General features: G+C 71.7%; 18 protein-coding genes. 11 read left to right on the top strand and 7 right to left on the bottom strand.

Going from position 1 to position 15,468, the window contains the following annotated elements; genetic code table 11:
- Nucleotides 1–9: 9 nt before the first annotated feature.
- Entirely contained in the window at nucleotides 10–672 is a 663-nt protein-coding gene (locus ASD18_RS20405) for a ThuA domain-containing protein (protein ID WP_056096978.1), read from the bottom strand.
- An 11-nt stretch (nucleotides 673–683) separates the two neighbouring features.
- Entirely contained in the window at nucleotides 684–1,853 is a 1,170-nt protein-coding gene (locus ASD18_RS20400) for an ROK family protein (RefSeq protein ID WP_056096974.1), read from the bottom strand.
- Between the two features lie 108 nt (nucleotides 1,854–1,961).
- Here ASD18_RS20400 and ASD18_RS20395 point away from each other — a divergent pair, with 108 nt between their 5' ends.
- The 5 genes from ASD18_RS20395 (at nucleotide 1,962) to ASD18_RS20375 (ending at nucleotide 7,875) form a co-directional block, all read left to right on the top strand.
- Complete coding sequence (locus tag ASD18_RS20395; RefSeq protein ID WP_056096971.1) at nucleotides 1,962–3,476, top strand: sugar ABC transporter ATP-binding protein; 1,515 nt, start codon at nucleotides 1,962–1,964, stop codon at nucleotides 3,474–3,476.
- Nucleotides 3,473–4,522 (top strand): ABC transporter permease, encoded by a 1,050-nt coding sequence (locus tag ASD18_RS20390; protein ID WP_082574341.1) that lies wholly within the window; start codon nucleotides 3,473–3,475, stop codon nucleotides 4,520–4,522. Before ASD18_RS20395 ends, ASD18_RS20390 begins: the two co-directional genes overlap by 4 nt.
- A gap of 51 nt (nucleotides 4,523–4,573) precedes the next feature.
- Entirely contained in the window at nucleotides 4,574–5,623 is a 1,050-nt protein-coding gene (locus ASD18_RS20385) for a substrate-binding domain-containing protein (RefSeq protein ID WP_056096968.1), read from the top strand.
- A 105-nt stretch (nucleotides 5,624–5,728) separates the two neighbouring features.
- A complete protein-coding gene (locus ASD18_RS20380) occupies nucleotides 5,729–6,871 on the top strand; it encodes a Gfo/Idh/MocA family protein (protein WP_056096965.1) in 1,143 nt (380 codons plus the stop codon).
- Between the two features lie 2 nt (nucleotides 6,872–6,873).
- Complete coding sequence (locus tag ASD18_RS20375) at nucleotides 6,874–7,875, top strand: sugar phosphate isomerase/epimerase (protein ID WP_056096962.1); 1,002 nt, start codon at nucleotides 6,874–6,876, stop codon at nucleotides 7,873–7,875.
- A 3-nt stretch (nucleotides 7,876–7,878) separates the two neighbouring features.
- On the opposite strand, the gene ASD18_RS20370 is transcribed toward ASD18_RS20375, so the two are convergent.
- A complete protein-coding gene (locus tag ASD18_RS20370) occupies nucleotides 7,879–8,247 on the bottom strand; it encodes a VOC family protein (protein WP_056096958.1) in 369 nt (122 codons plus the stop codon).
- 66 nt (nucleotides 8,248–8,313) lie between these two features.
- Between ASD18_RS20370 and ASD18_RS20365 the strand changes: the two genes are divergently transcribed.
- Nucleotides 8,314–8,751: a MarR family winged helix-turn-helix transcriptional regulator gene (locus ASD18_RS20365; RefSeq protein WP_056096955.1), complete on the top strand. Its 438-nt coding sequence runs from the start codon at nucleotides 8,314–8,316 to the stop codon at nucleotides 8,749–8,751.
- A gap of 40 nt (nucleotides 8,752–8,791) precedes the next feature.
- Nucleotides 8,792–9,205 carry a hypothetical protein gene (locus ASD18_RS20360; RefSeq protein WP_056096952.1) on the top strand — a complete coding sequence of 138 codons (414 nt, stop codon included), beginning with the start codon at nucleotides 8,792–8,794 and terminating at the stop codon, nucleotides 9,203–9,205.
- Between the two features lie 4 nt (nucleotides 9,206–9,209).
- Here ASD18_RS20360 and ASD18_RS20355 read toward each other — a convergent pair whose 3' ends face one another.
- The 3 genes from ASD18_RS20355 to ASD18_RS20350 all read right to left on the bottom strand — a co-directional run bounded on the left by ASD18_RS20355 (nucleotide 9,210) and on the right by ASD18_RS20350 (nucleotide 10,869).
- Nucleotides 9,210–9,941: a PH domain-containing protein gene (locus ASD18_RS20355; protein ID WP_056096949.1), complete on the bottom strand. Its 732-nt coding sequence runs from the start codon at nucleotides 9,939–9,941 to the stop codon at nucleotides 9,210–9,212.
- Nucleotide 9,942: 1 nt separating this feature from the next.
- On the bottom strand, nucleotides 9,943–10,110 hold the full coding sequence (locus ASD18_RS21365) for a hypothetical protein (RefSeq protein ID WP_200938657.1): 168 nt from the start codon (nucleotides 10,108–10,110) through the stop codon (nucleotides 9,943–9,945).
- 183 nt (nucleotides 10,111–10,293) lie between these two features.
- Nucleotides 10,294–10,869, bottom strand: a complete 576-nt coding sequence (locus tag ASD18_RS20350) for a DUF5655 domain-containing protein (protein WP_056096947.1) — start codon at nucleotides 10,867–10,869, stop codon at nucleotides 10,294–10,296.
- A 46-nt stretch (nucleotides 10,870–10,915) separates the two neighbouring features.
- Here ASD18_RS20350 and gatC point away from each other — a divergent pair, with 46 nt between their 5' ends.
- From gatC to ASD18_RS20330, 4 genes are all read left to right on the top strand, one after another.
- Entirely contained in the window at nucleotides 10,916–11,215 is a 300-nt protein-coding gene (gatC, locus tag ASD18_RS20345) for an Asp-tRNA(Asn)/Glu-tRNA(Gln) amidotransferase subunit GatC (protein WP_056096944.1), read from the top strand.
- The gene (gene gatA / locus ASD18_RS20340; RefSeq protein ID WP_056096941.1) at nucleotides 11,212–12,723 is read left to right on the top strand and encodes an Asp-tRNA(Asn)/Glu-tRNA(Gln) amidotransferase subunit GatA; all 1,512 of its coding nucleotides are present in this window, start codon (nucleotides 11,212–11,214) and stop codon (nucleotides 12,721–12,723) included. Before gatC ends, gatA begins: the two co-directional genes overlap by 4 nt.
- The gene (gene gatB / locus ASD18_RS20335; RefSeq protein WP_056096939.1) at nucleotides 12,720–14,249 is read left to right on the top strand and encodes an Asp-tRNA(Asn)/Glu-tRNA(Gln) amidotransferase subunit GatB; all 1,530 of its coding nucleotides are present in this window, start codon (nucleotides 12,720–12,722) and stop codon (nucleotides 14,247–14,249) included. The genes gatA and gatB overlap by 4 nt, the downstream gene beginning before the upstream one ends.
- Nucleotides 14,250–14,312: 63 nt before the next feature.
- The gene (locus ASD18_RS20330) at nucleotides 14,313–14,861 is read left to right on the top strand and encodes a GNAT family N-acetyltransferase (RefSeq protein WP_056096936.1); all 549 of its coding nucleotides are present in this window, start codon (nucleotides 14,313–14,315) and stop codon (nucleotides 14,859–14,861) included.
- A gap of 4 nt (nucleotides 14,862–14,865) precedes the next feature.
- On the opposite strand, the gene ASD18_RS20325 is transcribed toward ASD18_RS20330, so the two are convergent.
- The gene (locus tag ASD18_RS20325) at nucleotides 14,866–15,459 is read right to left on the bottom strand and encodes a TetR/AcrR family transcriptional regulator (RefSeq protein WP_056096933.1); all 594 of its coding nucleotides are present in this window, start codon (nucleotides 15,457–15,459) and stop codon (nucleotides 14,866–14,868) included.
- Nucleotides 15,460–15,468 lie beyond the last annotated feature (9 nt).

Below are 15,468 nucleotides of genomic sequence, written 5' to 3'. Positions count from 1 at the left end.
GACGCGAACCTACGACTCTCGGCTGGCCCAGAGCAGGCCGCGCTCGATCATCGTCCGCACCGCGGGCACCTCGAGGTCCGCCAGCTGGTGCCCGGGAGCGCAGACGAACACGCGGCCGGCACCCCAGCGGCGGGTCCAGACGGCGGGCGACGTCACGGGTGCGTGCCAGGGGTCGTCGGGTCCCGGGGTGATCGTCGTGGTCGCCAGCACCTCGTTCAGCGGGTCGGTGAGCAGCCAGTACTGCTCGGACCGCAGCGTGAAGTCGTGCACGCCCGCGACGATCGGGTGGTCGCCGGTCACGTTGATCGTGTGCTCGACCAGCGTGCCGCCGGGATGCGCCGCGAACTGGCCACCCACCAGCTGCAGGTAGTCGGTGGCGATCCGGAACGAGTCGATGATCCCGCCGTGCCAGCCCGCGAAACCCGTGCCCGCAGCGACGGCGGTGCGCAGGCCGCGGAGCTCGTCGGCCAGGATGTCGCCCATGGTCCAGCACTGCACCACCAGGTCGGTCGCCGCCATGAGCTCGGCGTCCGCGTACGCCTCGAGCGATCCCTCCACGACGACGTCGAAGTCGTGCTCCCGCAGGAACGGCACGAACAGCTCGGCGGCCTCCTCGGGCGCGTGCCCGTCCCATCCGCCCCGGACGACGAGGGCTCGACGTTGATCGGTCACGACGGAGTCTCCTAGCTGATCAGGGCGTCGATGGCGGCGGCGGACAGCACGTGCTCGGAGGCCATGGCGGAGGCGCCGAGCACTCCGGCGCGGCCCTTGGTGCGGGACGCGACGATGCGCAGGTGCTGGGTGGCCAGGGGCAGCGAGCGACGGTAGACGACCTCGCGGATGCCGGCCAGCAGGTGCTCACCGGCCTCGGCCACGACGCCGCCGATGACGATGACCGACGGGTTGAGCATGCTCACGCACGCGGCGAGCACCTCGCCGATGTGCCGACCGGCCTCGCGCACCTCGCGGCTGGCGTCCAGGTCGCCGGCGCGCACGAGCGCGACGACGTCGGCGCTCGTCGTCGCGTTCTTCAGGGCGTTCGCGATCGCCGGGCCGCTGGCGACCGCCTCGAGGCAGCCGGTGTTGCCGCACCGGCAGGGCAGGTTCAGGCCGCCGGGAACCGCGATGTGCCCGAGGTCGCCGGCTGCGCCCTGGGCGCCACGGCGGATCTGCCCGTCGGAGATGATCCCGGCGCCGATGCCCGTCGCGACCTTGACGAACAGGAGGTGGTCGACGTCCGGCCACTGCGACGTGTGCTCACCGAGCGCCATCACGTTCACGTCGTTGTCCACGAGCACGGGGACGCGCAGCTTGCGGGACAGGAGCGTGGGGACGTCCGCGTCGTCCCACCCGGGCATGATCGGCGGGTTGATGGGCCGGCCGGTCGAGTGCTCGACCGGGCCGGGGAGCCCGACGCCGACGCTGACCAGGTCACTGACCGGCCGGCGTGCGGTGGCCAGCAGGTCGAGGCCGACCTCGACGACACGGTCGAGCACCGGAGCCGGACCTTCGGCGATCGAGATGGGCTCGTGGTGCTCGGCCAGCACGGTGCCGACCAGGTCGGTCAGGGCGAGCCGGGAGTGGGTGGCGCCGAGGTCGACCGCCAGGACCACCCGGGCCGCCGGGTTGAACGCGAAGGTGGCGGGCGGACGGCCGCCGGTGGAGCTGGCCTCGCCCGCGGGCGCGACGAACCCGGAGGACAGCAGGAGGTCGACGCGGGCGGCGATCGTGGAACGCGCTTGCCCGGTGAGCGTGGCCAGGTCGGAGCGGGTGCGCGGCTGGCGGTCACGGAGGAGCTGGAACATCTCCCCGGCGCCCGTCGGCCGAGGAGCGAACTTGAGGAGCTCGTCCATGCGCACAGTGAACCATTCCGCCTTACGTAGGTCACGTTCACGTAACCATGACACAACAGTGGCGACTTTTGCTTGACCGACGGCAGAAGTGGTTCTACGTTCCTGCCCATGGTCAACGAGGACCCGCCGCTGTTGCAGATGCGCGGCATCGTGAAGCAGTTCCCGGGAGCCCGGGCGCTGGACGGCGTAGACCTGGAGATCCGGGCGGGCGAGGTCCACTGCCTGCTGGGCCAGAACGGCGCGGGCAAGTCCACGCTCATCAAGGTGCTCGCCGGCGCCCACCAGCCGACCGAGGGCGAGATCCTGCTCGACGGTCAGCCGGTCACCATCGCGCACCCCGTGGCCGGCCTCAAGCTGGGCATCGCGACGATGTACCAGGAGCTCGACGTCGTCGACGGCCTCTCGGTCGCGGAGAACATCTACCTCGGCCACGAGCTGGCCACCGCGGGGTTCTCGCAGCGCCGCGCGGCGACCGCCAGCACGCGGGCGCTGCTGGCCCGGCTCGGGCACGCCGACATCTCGCCCCACCGCGAGGTCGGCCGGCTGTCGGCCGCGGGCAAGCAGATCGTCAGCATGGCGCGCGCCCTGTCGCACGACGCCCGGGTGATCGTCATGGACGAGCCGTCGGCCGTGCTGGACGCCGAGGAGGTCACCAACCTCTTCCGCGTGGTCCGGGAGCTCACCGCGTCCGGCGTGGCTGTCGTCTACATCTCGCACCGCCTCGACGAGATCCGCCAGATCGGCGACCGCATCACGGTGCTCAAGGACGGCCGGACCGTCGCGACCGGCCTCCCGGCCGCGCAGACGCCGACCGCCGAGCTCATCAAGCTCATGACCGGCCGCACCGTCGAGTACGCCATCCCGCCGCGTGACACGGTGGCGGAGGACGCCCCCACGGTGCTGCGGGTCGAGGGTCTCTCGCTGCGCGGGGCGTTCAGCGACGTGTCGTTCCAGGTCCGCGCCGGCGAGGTGATCGGGCTCGCCGGGCTCGTCGGGTCGGGACGCACCGAGATCCTGGAGACCGTCTTCGGCGCGCGCAAGGCGACGACCGGCACCGTGCACGTGGGGGAGGACCAGCTGCGCGCCGGCTCCGTGAGCGACGCGGTGGGGGCCGGCATCGGGCTCTGCCCCGAGGAGCGCAAGAGCCAGGGTCTGATCCTCGACGAGCCGGTGTACCGGAACATCACGCTCTCCACGTTCTCGCGCAACGCCACCGCGTCGTTCCTCGACGAGGGCGCCGAGCGGCGCGTCGCGCGCGAGCAGATCGACGCCCTCGACGTCCGTCCGTCGGACCCCGACCGCAGCGCGCGCACGCTCTCGGGCGGGAACCAGCAGAAGGTCCTGCTCGCGCGCTGGCTCGTGCACGGCTGCCGGGTGCTGCTCCTCGACGAGCCCACCCGCGGCGTCGACGTCGGGGCGCGGGCCGAGATCTACGGCCTGATCGCCGACCTTGCCGCGCAGGGCGCCGCCGTGGTGGTCGTCTCCAGCGACATTCCGGAGGTGATCGGCCTGTCCGACCGCGTCCTGGTGATCTCCGAAGGGCGGGTGGTCCACGAGGGACCCGCGTCCCGCATCGACGAGCACCGCGTGCTCGACCTCGTCATGGAAGGAAGTGCCGCGTGAGCGAGCATGACGTGACAGCCCCTGCCGCCGACGAGTCCTCGCGGGTCGAGCAGGTGGCCAAGGCCGGGGAGAGGTCCCGTCGGGGACTCCTCGGCGGAGCCACCGGGCGCAACCTCGGCCTGGTCATCGCCCTCGTGGCGATCTGCGCCTTCGGCGTCATCACTGCCGGCGAGCGGTTCGCCAGCATCGACAACCTCCTGACGATCCTGCGGCTCGCGTCGGTGCTGGGCGTGATCAGCATCGGCATGACGTTCGTCATCACGGGTGGCGGCATCGACCTGTCCGTCGGCTCCGTCATCGGGCTGGCGTCGGTGTGGGCCTCCACGCTGGCCACGCAGACCATGGCCGAGGACGTCCACTGGACGATCATGGTGCTCTGCGCGCTCGGCGTCGGCATCGGCGCAGGACTGATCAACGGCGTGCTCATCGCGTACGGGAAGGTGGTCGCGTTCATCGCGACGCTGGCCATGCTCGTGTCCGCCCGCGGCCTGGCGGAGATCATCGCCAGGCGGCAGACCCAGATCGTCAAGGTCGACCCGTTCCTCGACTTCTTCCGGTCGTCGCCCCTCGGCGTGCCGATGCTGGTGTGGATCTTCGTGCTGGTGTCCGTCGCCGGCTGGATCCTGCTCAACCGCACCACGTTCGGTCGCCGGACCATCGCGGTCGGCGGCAACCCGGAGGCCGCACGGCTGGCCGGCATCAAGGTCAAGCGCCACACGATGTACCTGTACGCCCTGTGCGGTCTCACGGCCGGCATCGGCGGCGTGATGATGCTCGGCCGCACCACGGCCGGCAGCTCCACCAACGGCCAGCTCTACGAGCTCGACGCCATCGCCGCCGTGGTCGTCGGCGGCACCCTGCTCATCGGCGGCCGCGGCACCATCGTCGGCACCTTTCTGGGCGTCCTGATCTTCACGACGCTCAGCAACGTGTTCACGCAGAACAACCTGTCCATCTCGGCGCAGGCCATCGCCAAGGGCGTGATCATCGTCGTCGCCGTGCTGCTCCAGCAGCGCATCGCCGAGCGCTCCCGCGCCGGAACCTGACCCCACCAGCTCTGCCCCTGCACACCCGTTGTTCGATCAAGGAGGATCGTCATGTCCGTAGCACTGCGCCGCAGGTGGCTCGCCGCCGCCGGCACCGCGGCAGCCCTCGCACTCGTCGTCGGCTGCACGTCCAACACCCCCGAGGCCGAGGACACCGGCGCCGCGCAGGCGCCGGCGGCCGCAGCCACCGGCAACGACGAGCCCGGCGACAAGGTCGTCATCGGCTTCTCCGCCCCGGCGGCCGACCACGGCTGGATGGGCTCGATCACCAAGTCGGCCGTCGCCGAGGCAGCCAAGTACCCCGACGTCGAGCTGGTGCAGGCCGAGGCCACCAACGACGTGAACCTGCAGATCAGCCAGATCGAGCAGTTCATCAACGACGGCGTGGACGCGATCGTCCTGCTGCCGTTCGACGGTGCCGCACTCACCGAGGTCGCCATCAAGGCGATGCAGGCCGGCATCGTCGTCGTCAACGTCGACCGCGAGTTCGAGGACTCCGACGCGGCGCGCACGACGATCCTCGGCGACAACTACGGCATGGGCGTCAGCGCCGGCGCCTACATCTGCGGCGAGCTGGGCGGCAACGCCGACGCCAAGGTCGCGGAGATCGCCGGCATCGACTCGCTGCCCCTGACGCAGGACCGCAGCCGTGGCTTCTCCGACGCGCTGTCCGCGTGCGGGCTCGAGGTGAGCAACCGCGTCGCGGCCGACTTCACCGTCCAGGGCGGCGAGGCCGCGGCGGCCAACCTGCTGCAGGCGGCGCCGCAGCTCGACGCCATCTGGAACCACGACGACGACCAGGGCGTCGGCGTCCTGGCGGCCATCGAGAACGCGGGCCGCGACGAGTTCTTCATGGTCGGAGGTGCCGGCTCCAAGAACGTCATGGAGGCCATCCAGGCCGACGACTCGGTGCTCAAGGCCACGGTCATCTACCCGTCCACGCAGGCCGCGGACGGCATCAAGCTGGCCCGGCTGCTGGTGCAGGGCAAGTCGATGAGCGACCTGGTCGAGGTCGAGGTGCCGCGCACGATCCAGCTGTACGCCCCCGTGGTGACCAAGGACAACGTCGAGCAGTACCTGCCGACCGCGTTCGAGTCCTGAGCCAACCTGACCCGTCCGGGCGGGCCGTTCCGCAGCGGCCCGCCCGGACTCCACAGGACTCGAGGAGGAGTCGTGACAGAAGCAGTCCCGCGCCTGGGCATCGGCATGGTCGGGTACGCGTTCATGGGCGTCGCGCACTCGCAGGCGTGGCGCAACGCCCCCCGGTTCTTCGACCTGCCGCTGCACCCGGACATGGCGGCGGTCGCCGGTCGTGACGCCGCCGCGGTGAGCGCCGCCGCCGCGAAGCTGGGGTGGTCCAGCACGGAGACCGACTGGAAGGCGCTCGTCTCCCGGGACGACATCGACCTCGTCGACATCTGCACGCCGGGCGACACCCACGCCGAGATCGCGATCGCCGCGCTCGAGGCGGGCAAGCACGTGCTGTGCGAGAAGCCGCTGGCCAACTCGGTCGAGGAGGCCGAGGCGATGGTCCGGGCCGCCGAGCGCGCCCCGGGGCTGGCGATGGTCGGCTTCACGTACCGTCGCGTCCCCGCCATCCAGCTGGCCCGCACGCTGGTGGCGGACGGCCGCATCGGCACGGTCCGGCACGTGCGGGCGCAGTACCTGCAGGACTGGATCGCGGACCCGCAGGCGCCGCTGTCGTGGCGGCTGGACAAGCAGAAGGCGGGCTCGGGGGCGCTCGGGGACATCGGCGCGCACATCGTCGACCTGGCGCAGTTCGTCACGGGCGAGTCGGTCACGGGCGTCTCGGCGGTGCTGGAGACGTTCGTCAAGGAGCGCCCGGTCGCCTCGGCGCACTCCGGCCTGCACGGCACTGCCGGCAGCGAGACCGGACCGGTCACGGTGGACGACGCGGCGATCTTCCTCGGCCGGATGTCCGGCGGGGGACTGGCCACCTTCGAGGCCACCCGGTTCGCGTGGGGCCGCAAGAACGCGATCCGGCTCGAGATCAACGGCTCCGCGGGCTCGCTCGCGTTCGACTTCGAGGACATGAACGTCCTGCACTTCTTCGACGCGTCGCAGCCCGCTGCGGAGGCCGGGTTCCGGCGGATCGTCGTCACCGAGCCCGAGCACGCCTACGTGGCAGCCTGGTGGCCTGCGGGTCATGGCCTCGGGTACGAGCACGCGTTCACGCACCAGGCGGTCGACCTGATCACCGCGATCGCGTCGCGCACGCAGCCGGAGCCGAGCTTCGCCGACGGGCTGGCCGTGCAGCGTGTGCTCGACGCCGTCGAACGGTCGGCCGCCGACGACAGCAGGTGGACCTCTGTGACCAAGGAGAGCTGACGATGGCACGACCGATCACCCTGTTCACCGGCCAGTGGGCGGACCTGCCGTTCGAGGAGGTCGCGCGGCTGGCGTCCGGGTGGGGCTACGACGGCCTGGAGATCGCCTGCTGGGGCGACCATCTGGACCCGTGGCGCTGGGACGACGAGGAGTACGTCGCCGGCAAGCTCGCGCTGCTGGAGAGGTACGGCCTGAAGGTCTACGCGATCTCCAACCACCTCAAGGGTCAGGCGGTCTGCGACGACCCCATCGACCAGCGGCACCGTGACATCCTGCCCGACGTCGTGTGGGGCGACGGCGACCCCGAGGGCGTCCGGCAGCGTGCGGCCGAGGAGATGGAGCACACCGCCCGGATCGCCGCGAAGCTGGGCGTGAAGACGGTCGTGGGCTTCACCGGGTCGAGCATCTGGAAGTACGTCGCGATGTTCCCGCCGGTCTCGCAGGAGGCGGTCGACGCGGGCTACCAGGACTTCGCGGACCGGTGGAACCCGATCCTCGACGTGTTCGACGAGGTGGGTGTGCGGTTCGCGCACGAGGTGCACCCGAGCGAGATCGCGTACGACTACTGGACGACCGTGCGGACCCTGGAGGCCATCGGGCACCGCGAGGCGTTCGGCCTCAACTGGGACCCGAGCCACTTCATCTGGCAGCAGCTGGACCCGGTCGACTTCATCCTCGAGTTCCGTGACCGGATCTACCACGTCGACTGCAAGGACGTGAAGCTCCGGCTCGGCAACGGCCGCAACGGCCGGCTGGGCTCGCACCTGGCGTGGGCCGACCTGCGCCGCGGGTGGGACTTCGTGTCCACCGGCCGCGGCGACGTGCCCTGGGAGGCGTCGTTCCGGGCGCTCAACTCCATCGGGTACGACGGGCCGATCTCCGTGGAGTGGGAGGACGCGGGGATGGACCGGCTGCTCGGCGCGCCCGAGGCGCTGGAGTTCGTGAAGCGCAACGCGTTCGACCCGCCGGCCGCCTCGTTCGACGCGGCGTTCAGCACCCGGTAGGTCTCAGCCCCGATCGTGGAGCGTGATGTGGTACCCGTCCGGGTCCGCGAAGGTGAACGTGCGACCGAAGGGCCCGTCGACCGGGGCGGACGCGATCGGCACCCCCGCCGCGACGAGTGAGTCGTGGATCTCCTGCGCGTCGGGCGCGTGCAGCCAGAGGGCCGCGCCGAGCCCGGGCTGCCCGGTCGCGTCGAGGTCGACGCCCGGTGCGACGTCGCGCACGGCGAACGCGATCGGGTGCGTGTCGAACACCACCGCGTGCGGCGGGCTGAACCCGGCGCGGACGACGCCGAGGAACCGCTCGTAGAACGCGGCGGACCGCTCGAGGTCGCGCACCTGCAGGGAGACGAAGTCGGGGCCGGTGACGGGCATGGGATCTCCTGAGATCGAGTCGAGTGTCAGCTAACTGACATCGCCACGGTATGTCAGACTCCTGACATGGGTCAAGGCGTGGAGCTCGAGACGTCGATCGGCTACCTGGTCAAGGAGGCGTCGAGCGTCCTGCACTCGGCGATGGACGCGGTGCTGCGTCCGCTGGAGCTGACGATCACGCAGTACTCGTGCCTGGAGCTGCTCGCGCAGCGGCCCGGGCTGTCCAGCAGCGACCTCGCTCGTGGCGCGTTCGTGTCCCGGCAGTCGATGAACGTCCTCCTGCAGCAGATGACGCGGGACGGGCTGGTCTCGCGTGCCGAGCAGGCGCCGGTGGGCCGGGTCCTGCCGACCCGCATCACGGCGCTGGGGCGCGAGCGGCTGGCGAGCGCGAGCGCCGCGGTCGCCGCAGTGGAGTCCCGGATGATCGGGGCGCTGCCCGCGGGGGACCGTGCCGAGCTGCGACGGCTGCTGCGGGAGTGCGTGGCGGCGCTCGCCGACGGGTGACCGTCAGGACACGGGCGCACCCGCGGCGGATACTGGATCGATGATCTCCGTCGCGCGCGCCCAGCAGCTCCACGAGGCCGGGCTGAGCTGGCACCCCCGCCCCGGGGACCGGTTCGCCGTCCGGACGCTCGAGGACCAGGTGTTCACCATCTCGGACATGGTGGTGGAGCCGCACGAGTACCCGACCGGCACCGTCCTGGGCTTCAACGGGACCACCGAGTGGGCGCTCGACTCGGTCGCGCAGGAGGACGCCCTGTGGCTGCCGCGCGAGGACCAGCTGCGCGAGCTGCTGGGCGGCACGTTCCGCAGCCTGGCGCGGTCCACCGACGGGCAGTACGGGGTGCTCATCGAGCACTCGGGGCGGCCGGAGCGGCTCTTCACCGCGGACACGGCCGCGGACGCCTACGCGCAGGCGCTGCTCGCGCTGGTGGCCGCCGCGATCGAGCGGGTCTAGCCAGTCAGTCGTCGTAGCGGCGGACGGGGTCCTCGACCGGCACGTAGGTTCCGGTGTCGCCGGACACCGACCACCCGGGGCCGTCGTCGCGCGCGGACGTCCGGGGCGGGATGCGGATCGGCTGGGTGTCGCCCGGGCGGTGCTCGTGGACGGCCGGCCAGGCGGGCCGACCCTCAGGTACAGGTCTCCGCACGGCGACGGACGGCGGCCTCACGTTCGGCGACTGGGTGGGCGTGAAGATGATCGCGCACAGCTCGCGGTAGGTGGCGTCGGGGTCGGCCACCCACGCGATGCGGCCCAGCGCCTGGTCCTGCCCGGCGGACTCCAGCAGGAACTCGCCGTAGCCGAGGAGGCGGCCGGGGATCGACCGGGAGTACCGCATGTCGGTGACCTTGACCAGCGGCATCATCGAGACCTTGTGCGTGATGAGCCCGTAGAGCATGAGCATCCGCTTGTCGGTGGCGACGAGCCACTCGTTGCGCCAGTCGAGCACCCGCCAGCCGAGCCGCGCGAGCAGGGCGAACCACAGCAGCCACAGCCACGCCGACCGGTCGCCGGCGACCGTGCCGGCCACGTCGACGAGCCACGCCACGAGCACGAAACCGACGAGCGTGGTGAGCGTGGGCTCCAGGAGCTTGGCCCAGTGGGACCGGCGCGTCAGGACGACGCGCTCGCCGGGCAGCACGTACTTGCGCAGCGTCCGGTGCCCCGCCAGGGTCTGCTCGACGGTGTCCATGTCACTCGGTCAGGTTGGAGAAGAACTGACCGAAGCTGGAGAAGGCGCTGACGATGATGTCCCAGAGGGCACGGACGAGGTCGGCGGCGCGGTCCGGGCTGGTGACGATGGCGTACACGAGGAAGATCGCGATGATCCAGAAGAGTGCGGTCTTGAGCTTCGGTGGCATGGCGGCCTCGCAGGGGCGTCGTCGGGGGCGCGTGGCCCTGTCGGGGGAGCACGGTCGGGAGCAGGCGGCGGATCAGGACCCGCGGGGCAGGGGCCGGCCACGCACCACCAGTCTCGGCAAATCGTACTTACCGGGCGGCGTCGATCGGGGAGCACACACCGGGGAAAGTGAACGCCTGTCCGACTACCTGCCGTTCTGCTCGTAGGCGGCGCGCAGGAGGGGGAGGAGCTCACCGACCTGGGAGACGTCGGTGACGGCGACCCGGTGCGTCGCCGAGCCGGGCGATCTCGCGGGGACGAGGCGGGGGTCGTCCGGCGGGTCGACGAACCGCAGGCCGACGTCGACGCGCGTGGCCGTGGTCGCGGCGACGGCGGCGAACTGGCGGGCGCGGACGAAGGGCACGTAGGTCGACCGGCCCTCGCGGCGCACGTCGTCGCCCAGTGCGAGCAGCGCGCGCTCGAGGGCGTCGTAGATCGGCCGCAGCCCGGCCGTGCGGCCCGTGTACTGCAGCTCCACGTAGCCGTCCACGTCCGGCCGCTCCCACCCCGCCCGCTCCGCGACCTCGAACGCGATCGTCCACCGGGTGTTCTGCGGGACGCCGTGCACGTCCTTGAGCCAGCGCCGCACCGCGTTCTGGTCGAGCGGGTCGACGCCGCTGGTGTCGTGCACCAGGGTCGCCCACTGGTCGAGGGTCCGACCGGTGCGGTCGGCCATGCTCGCCGTGACCGCCGCTCGCATGTCGTCGGGACTCGTCGCCATGCTGCCCAGCGTAGGGAGCCGGTCCCCAACGTCTAGACTCCGAGCCATGTCCACCCTCTCTCGCGACGAGGTCGCGCGCGTGGCGGGCCTGGCTCGGATCGACCTCACACCGGCAGAGCTCGACCGCCTCGCGGGCGAGCTCGACGTCATCGTCGAGTCGGTCGCCCGCGTGAGCGAGATCGCCACGCCCGACGTGCCGGCCACCAGCCACCCCCTGCCGCTGACCAACGTGTTCCGCCCCGACGTCCTCGTGGAGCCGGTCGACCGCGACCTGGTGCTCGCGGCCGCGCCCGAGCACATCGACGGCAAGTTCGCGGTCCCGCAGATCCTGGGGGAGGACGCGTGAGCGACCTGACACGCATCTCCGCGGCGGCCCTGGCCGAGAAGCTCACGGCGAAGGAGGTGTCCAGCGTCGAGGCGACGCAGGCGCACCTCGACCGGATCGCCGACGTGGACGGCGTGATCCATGCGTTCCTGCAGGTCAGTGGGGATGCCGCACTCGCCACGGCCGCCGACGTCGACGCGCGCCGCGCCGCCGGGGAGTCGCTGCACGCGCTCGCCGGCGTGCCGATCGCGGTCAAGGACGTCGTCGTCACCAAGGGCCTGGAGACGACCGCCGGCTCGCGGATCCTCGAGGGCTGGATCCCGCCGTACGACGCCACGCTCGTCGAGCGGATCAAGGCCGCCGGGCTGCCGATCCTGGGCAAGACCAATATGGACGAGTTCGCCATGGGGTCGTCCACGGAGCACTCCGCGTACGGCAACACCCACAACCCGTGGGACCTCGACCGGATCCCCGGCGGCTCCGGTGGCGGGTCCGCCGCGGCGGTCGCCGCGTACGAGGCGCCGCTCGCGATCGGCACGGACACCGGCGGCTCGATCCGCCAGCCCGCGGCCGTCACCGGCACGGTCGGCGTCAAGCCCACGTACGGCGGGGTGTCCCGCTACGGGCTCATCGCGCTGGCGTCGTCGCTGGACCAGGCCGGTCCCGTCACGCGCACCGTGCTCGACTCGGCGCTGCTGCACGAGCTCATCGGCGGCCACGACCCCCGCGACTCCACGTCGATCGACGAGCCGCTGCCCGCGCTCGTCGCTGCCGCCCAGCAGGGCGCGAAGGCCGACCTGACCGGCGTGCGCGTCGGTGTCATCCGCGAGCTGCAGGGCGAGGGCTACCAGCCCGGCGTGCTCGCACGGTTCGAGGAGTCGCTCGAGCTGCTGCGCGGCGCGGGTGCGCAGATCGTCGAGGTCTCCTGCCCGCACTTCACCTACGCGCTCGCGGCCTACTACCTGATCCTGCCGGCGGAGGCGTCCAGCAACCTCGCCAAGTTCGACGGCATGCGGTTCGGCCTGCGCGTCGTGCCCGAGGACAACCCCACCGCCGAGCGCGTCATGTCCGCCACCCGCGGCCAGGGTTTCGGCGACGAGGTCAAGCGCCGGATCATCCTGGGCACCTACGCCCTGTCGGCGGGCTACTACGACGCCTACTACGGGTCGGCGCAGAAGGTCCGCACGCTCATCCAGCGCGACTTCACCGCCGCGTTCGAGGCGGCCGACGTGCTGGTCTCCCCGACGGCGCCGACCACCGCGTTCAAGCTGGGCGAGAAGCTGGACGACCCGCTGGCGATGTACCTCAACGACGTCGCGACGATCCCGGCCAACCTGGCGGGCGTGCCGGGCCTGTCGCTGCCCAGCGGGCTGTCCGACGACGGCCTGCCGGTCGGGTTCCAGGTGCTGGCCCCGGCCAAGGCCGACGACCGGCTGTACCGGGTGGGCGCGGCGCTCGAGGCCCTGCTGGAGAACGAGTGGGGCGGGCCGCTGCTGCTCAAGGCTCCCGAGCTGGAGGTGGCCCGATGAGCACGCTGGTCGACTACGACGACGCGGTGGCCCGCTACGACACGGTCATCGGCATCGAGGTGCACGTCGAGCTGGGCACCGTGACCAAGATGTTCGACGGTGCCCCCGCCGGGTTCGGCGAGGAGCCGAACACCTCGGTCACTCCCGTCTCGCTCGGTCTGCCCGGGTCGCTGCCGGTGGTCAACGGCAAGGCCGTCGAGTACGCGATCCGCATCGGCCTCGCGCTGAACTGCTCGATCGCGGAGACGTGCCGGTTCGCCCGGAAGAACTACTTCTACCCGGACGTGCCCAAGAACTTCCAGACGTCGCAGTACGACGAGCCCATCGCCTACGAGGGCTGGGTCGACGTGGAGCTCGACGACGGGAGCATCTTCCGCGTCGAGATCGAGCGCGCGCACATGGAGGAGGACGCCGGCAAGAACACGCACATCGGCGGCTCCGACGGGCGCATCCACGGCGCCGAGTACTCGCTGGTCGACTACAACCGCGCGGGCATCCCGCTGGTGGAGATCGTCACCAAGCCGATCACCGGTGCCGGCGCCCGGGCGCCCGAGGTGGCCCGCGCGTACGTGCAGACCCTGCGGGACCTGTTCCGTGCGCTGGAGGTCTCCGAGGCACGGATGGAGCGCGGCAACGTGCGCGCGGACGTCAACGTCTCGATCCGCCCGACGCCGGACTCGCCCCTGGGCACCCGCACCGAGACCAAGAACGTCAACTCGTTCCGGTCGGTGGAGCGGGCCGTGCGGTACGAGGTCAGCCGGCAGGCGGGCGTGCTCGACGACGGCATCGCGATCATCCAGGAGACGCGCCACTGGCACGAGGACACCGGCACCACCGCGTCCGGCCGCGTGAAGTCGGACGCGGAGGACTACCGGTACTTCCCGGAGCCGGACCTGGTCCCGATCGCCCCCGACCGCGCGTGGGTCGAGGAGATCCGCGCCGGCCTGCCCGAGCTGCCTGCGGCCCGCCGCCGACGGCTGCAGGGGGAGTGGGGGTACGCCGACGCCGAGATGCGTGACGTCGTCAACGCCGGCGCCGTGGAGCTCATCGAGACCACGATCGCCGCGGGTGCCAGCCCGGCCGCCGCGCGCAAGTGGTGGATGGGCGAGCTGGCCCGCACGGCCAAGCAGCAGGAGATCGAGCTGGCCGAGCTGCCGGTGACCCCGACGCAGGTCGGGCAGCTGCAGAAGCTGGTCGACGACGGCCGGATCAACGACAAGCTGGCCCGTCAGGTGCTCGAGGGCGTGCTCGCCGGCGAGGGTGACCCGGAGACGGTGCTCGTCGCGCGCGGCCTCGAGGTCGTGTCCGACGACGGCCCCCTGCTCGAGGCCATCGACGCCGCGCTGGCCGCCCAGCCGGACATCGCGGAGAAGATCCGGTCCGGCAACCTCGGCCCGGTCGGTGCCATCATCGGCGCGGTCATGAAGGCGACCCGCGGGCAGGCCGACGCCGGCCGCGTGCGCGAGCTGCTGCTGGAGCGGATCGGTTCCCCCGCCGGACGGCGGGGCGCGGTCCGGTGCCGGTGATCCGCCGGTAACGTCCCCGCCATACCCGGGCCGTAGCGTTCGCCGCGGCGACAGGAGGCAGCGATGGAGAAGCCCACGCTCCAGGGCGAGATGATCGTGCTCCGACCGATCCGGGCGGACGACGCGGACGCCGTGTGGGAGTCGGTGAGCGACCCGGACGGGCGGCGGCTGACCGGCACCACGGCCGTGTTCACCCGTCCGGAGATCGATGTGTGGTGTGCGTCGGTGGGTTCCGCCGAGGGCCGGATCGACCTCGCGGTCACCGTGAACGGGTCCGACGAGTACCTCGGCGAGATCGTGCTCAACGACATCGACGACGTCGTGCTCTCCGCCAACCTCCGGCTGGCCATGCGTCCGGGCTACCGCGGCCGCGGGTACGGCACGGAGGCGATCCAGCTCATGCTCGGGCTCGCGTTCGACGGCCTCGGGCTGCACCGGGTGGAGCTGGACGTGCTGAGCATCAACGCGCGCGCCAAGTCCCTGTACGAGAACCTCGGGTTCCGCATCGAGGGGCGCAAGCGCGACGCGTACCGCGACGGCGAGGGCTGGTGCGACGGGATCGTCATGGCGCTGCTCGAGGACGAGTTCCGCGCGAGCCAGATCCCCTCGTAGGCGCCTACCGCGGCAGGTACTTCTCGACGCTGGTCAGGTACGCCTCCGCGTCGAAGTCCGGCACCATCGCCGACTGCACCACGAAGCCCTGCACCGCGGCGATCAGCAGCGGCACCTGCTCGGCGGCGAGGGCGTCGGCGTCGTCGGGCGGGGTGCCGTGGGTGCGCTGGTGCCACAGGGACGTGTACCGGGCCAGGGCGTCCCGCAGCCGCACGATGACGTCGAAGGCGAGCGTGCGCACCGCCGGGTCGGTGACCCCTTCGCCCCAGAGCTGCAGCATGATCGCGGGGTTGCCGATCGCGTCGAGCATGCCGCGGACGAGCACGCGGGGGATGGTGGGCGGCGCCGGCAAGGGGTCGCGTTCCGCCAGCCGCTCGACGTCGAGGATGCGGTTGCCGACGACGCGGGAGGCCACGTCGACGATGATCGCGTCCTTGCTCGCGTAGTGCCCGTAGATCGCGCCGGCCGACAGCCCGGACTCCGCGATGATCTCCGCCATCGACGTGGCCTGGAACCCCTTGCGCCGGAACGCCCGAAGCGCTGCCTCGGCGATCTCGTCGCGGCGGGCGACGCGGTACTCCTCGGTGACCTTGGGCACGCCGCAGCA

This window comes from Cellulomonas sp. Root137 (assembly GCF_001426725.1).
In the GTDB taxonomy this organism is placed as follows: domain Bacteria; phylum Actinomycetota; class Actinomycetes; order Actinomycetales; family Cellulomonadaceae; genus Cellulomonas.
The sequence above is the reverse complement of the archived record's forward strand: the minus strand, read 5'-3'. Positions and strand labels throughout refer to the sequence as shown.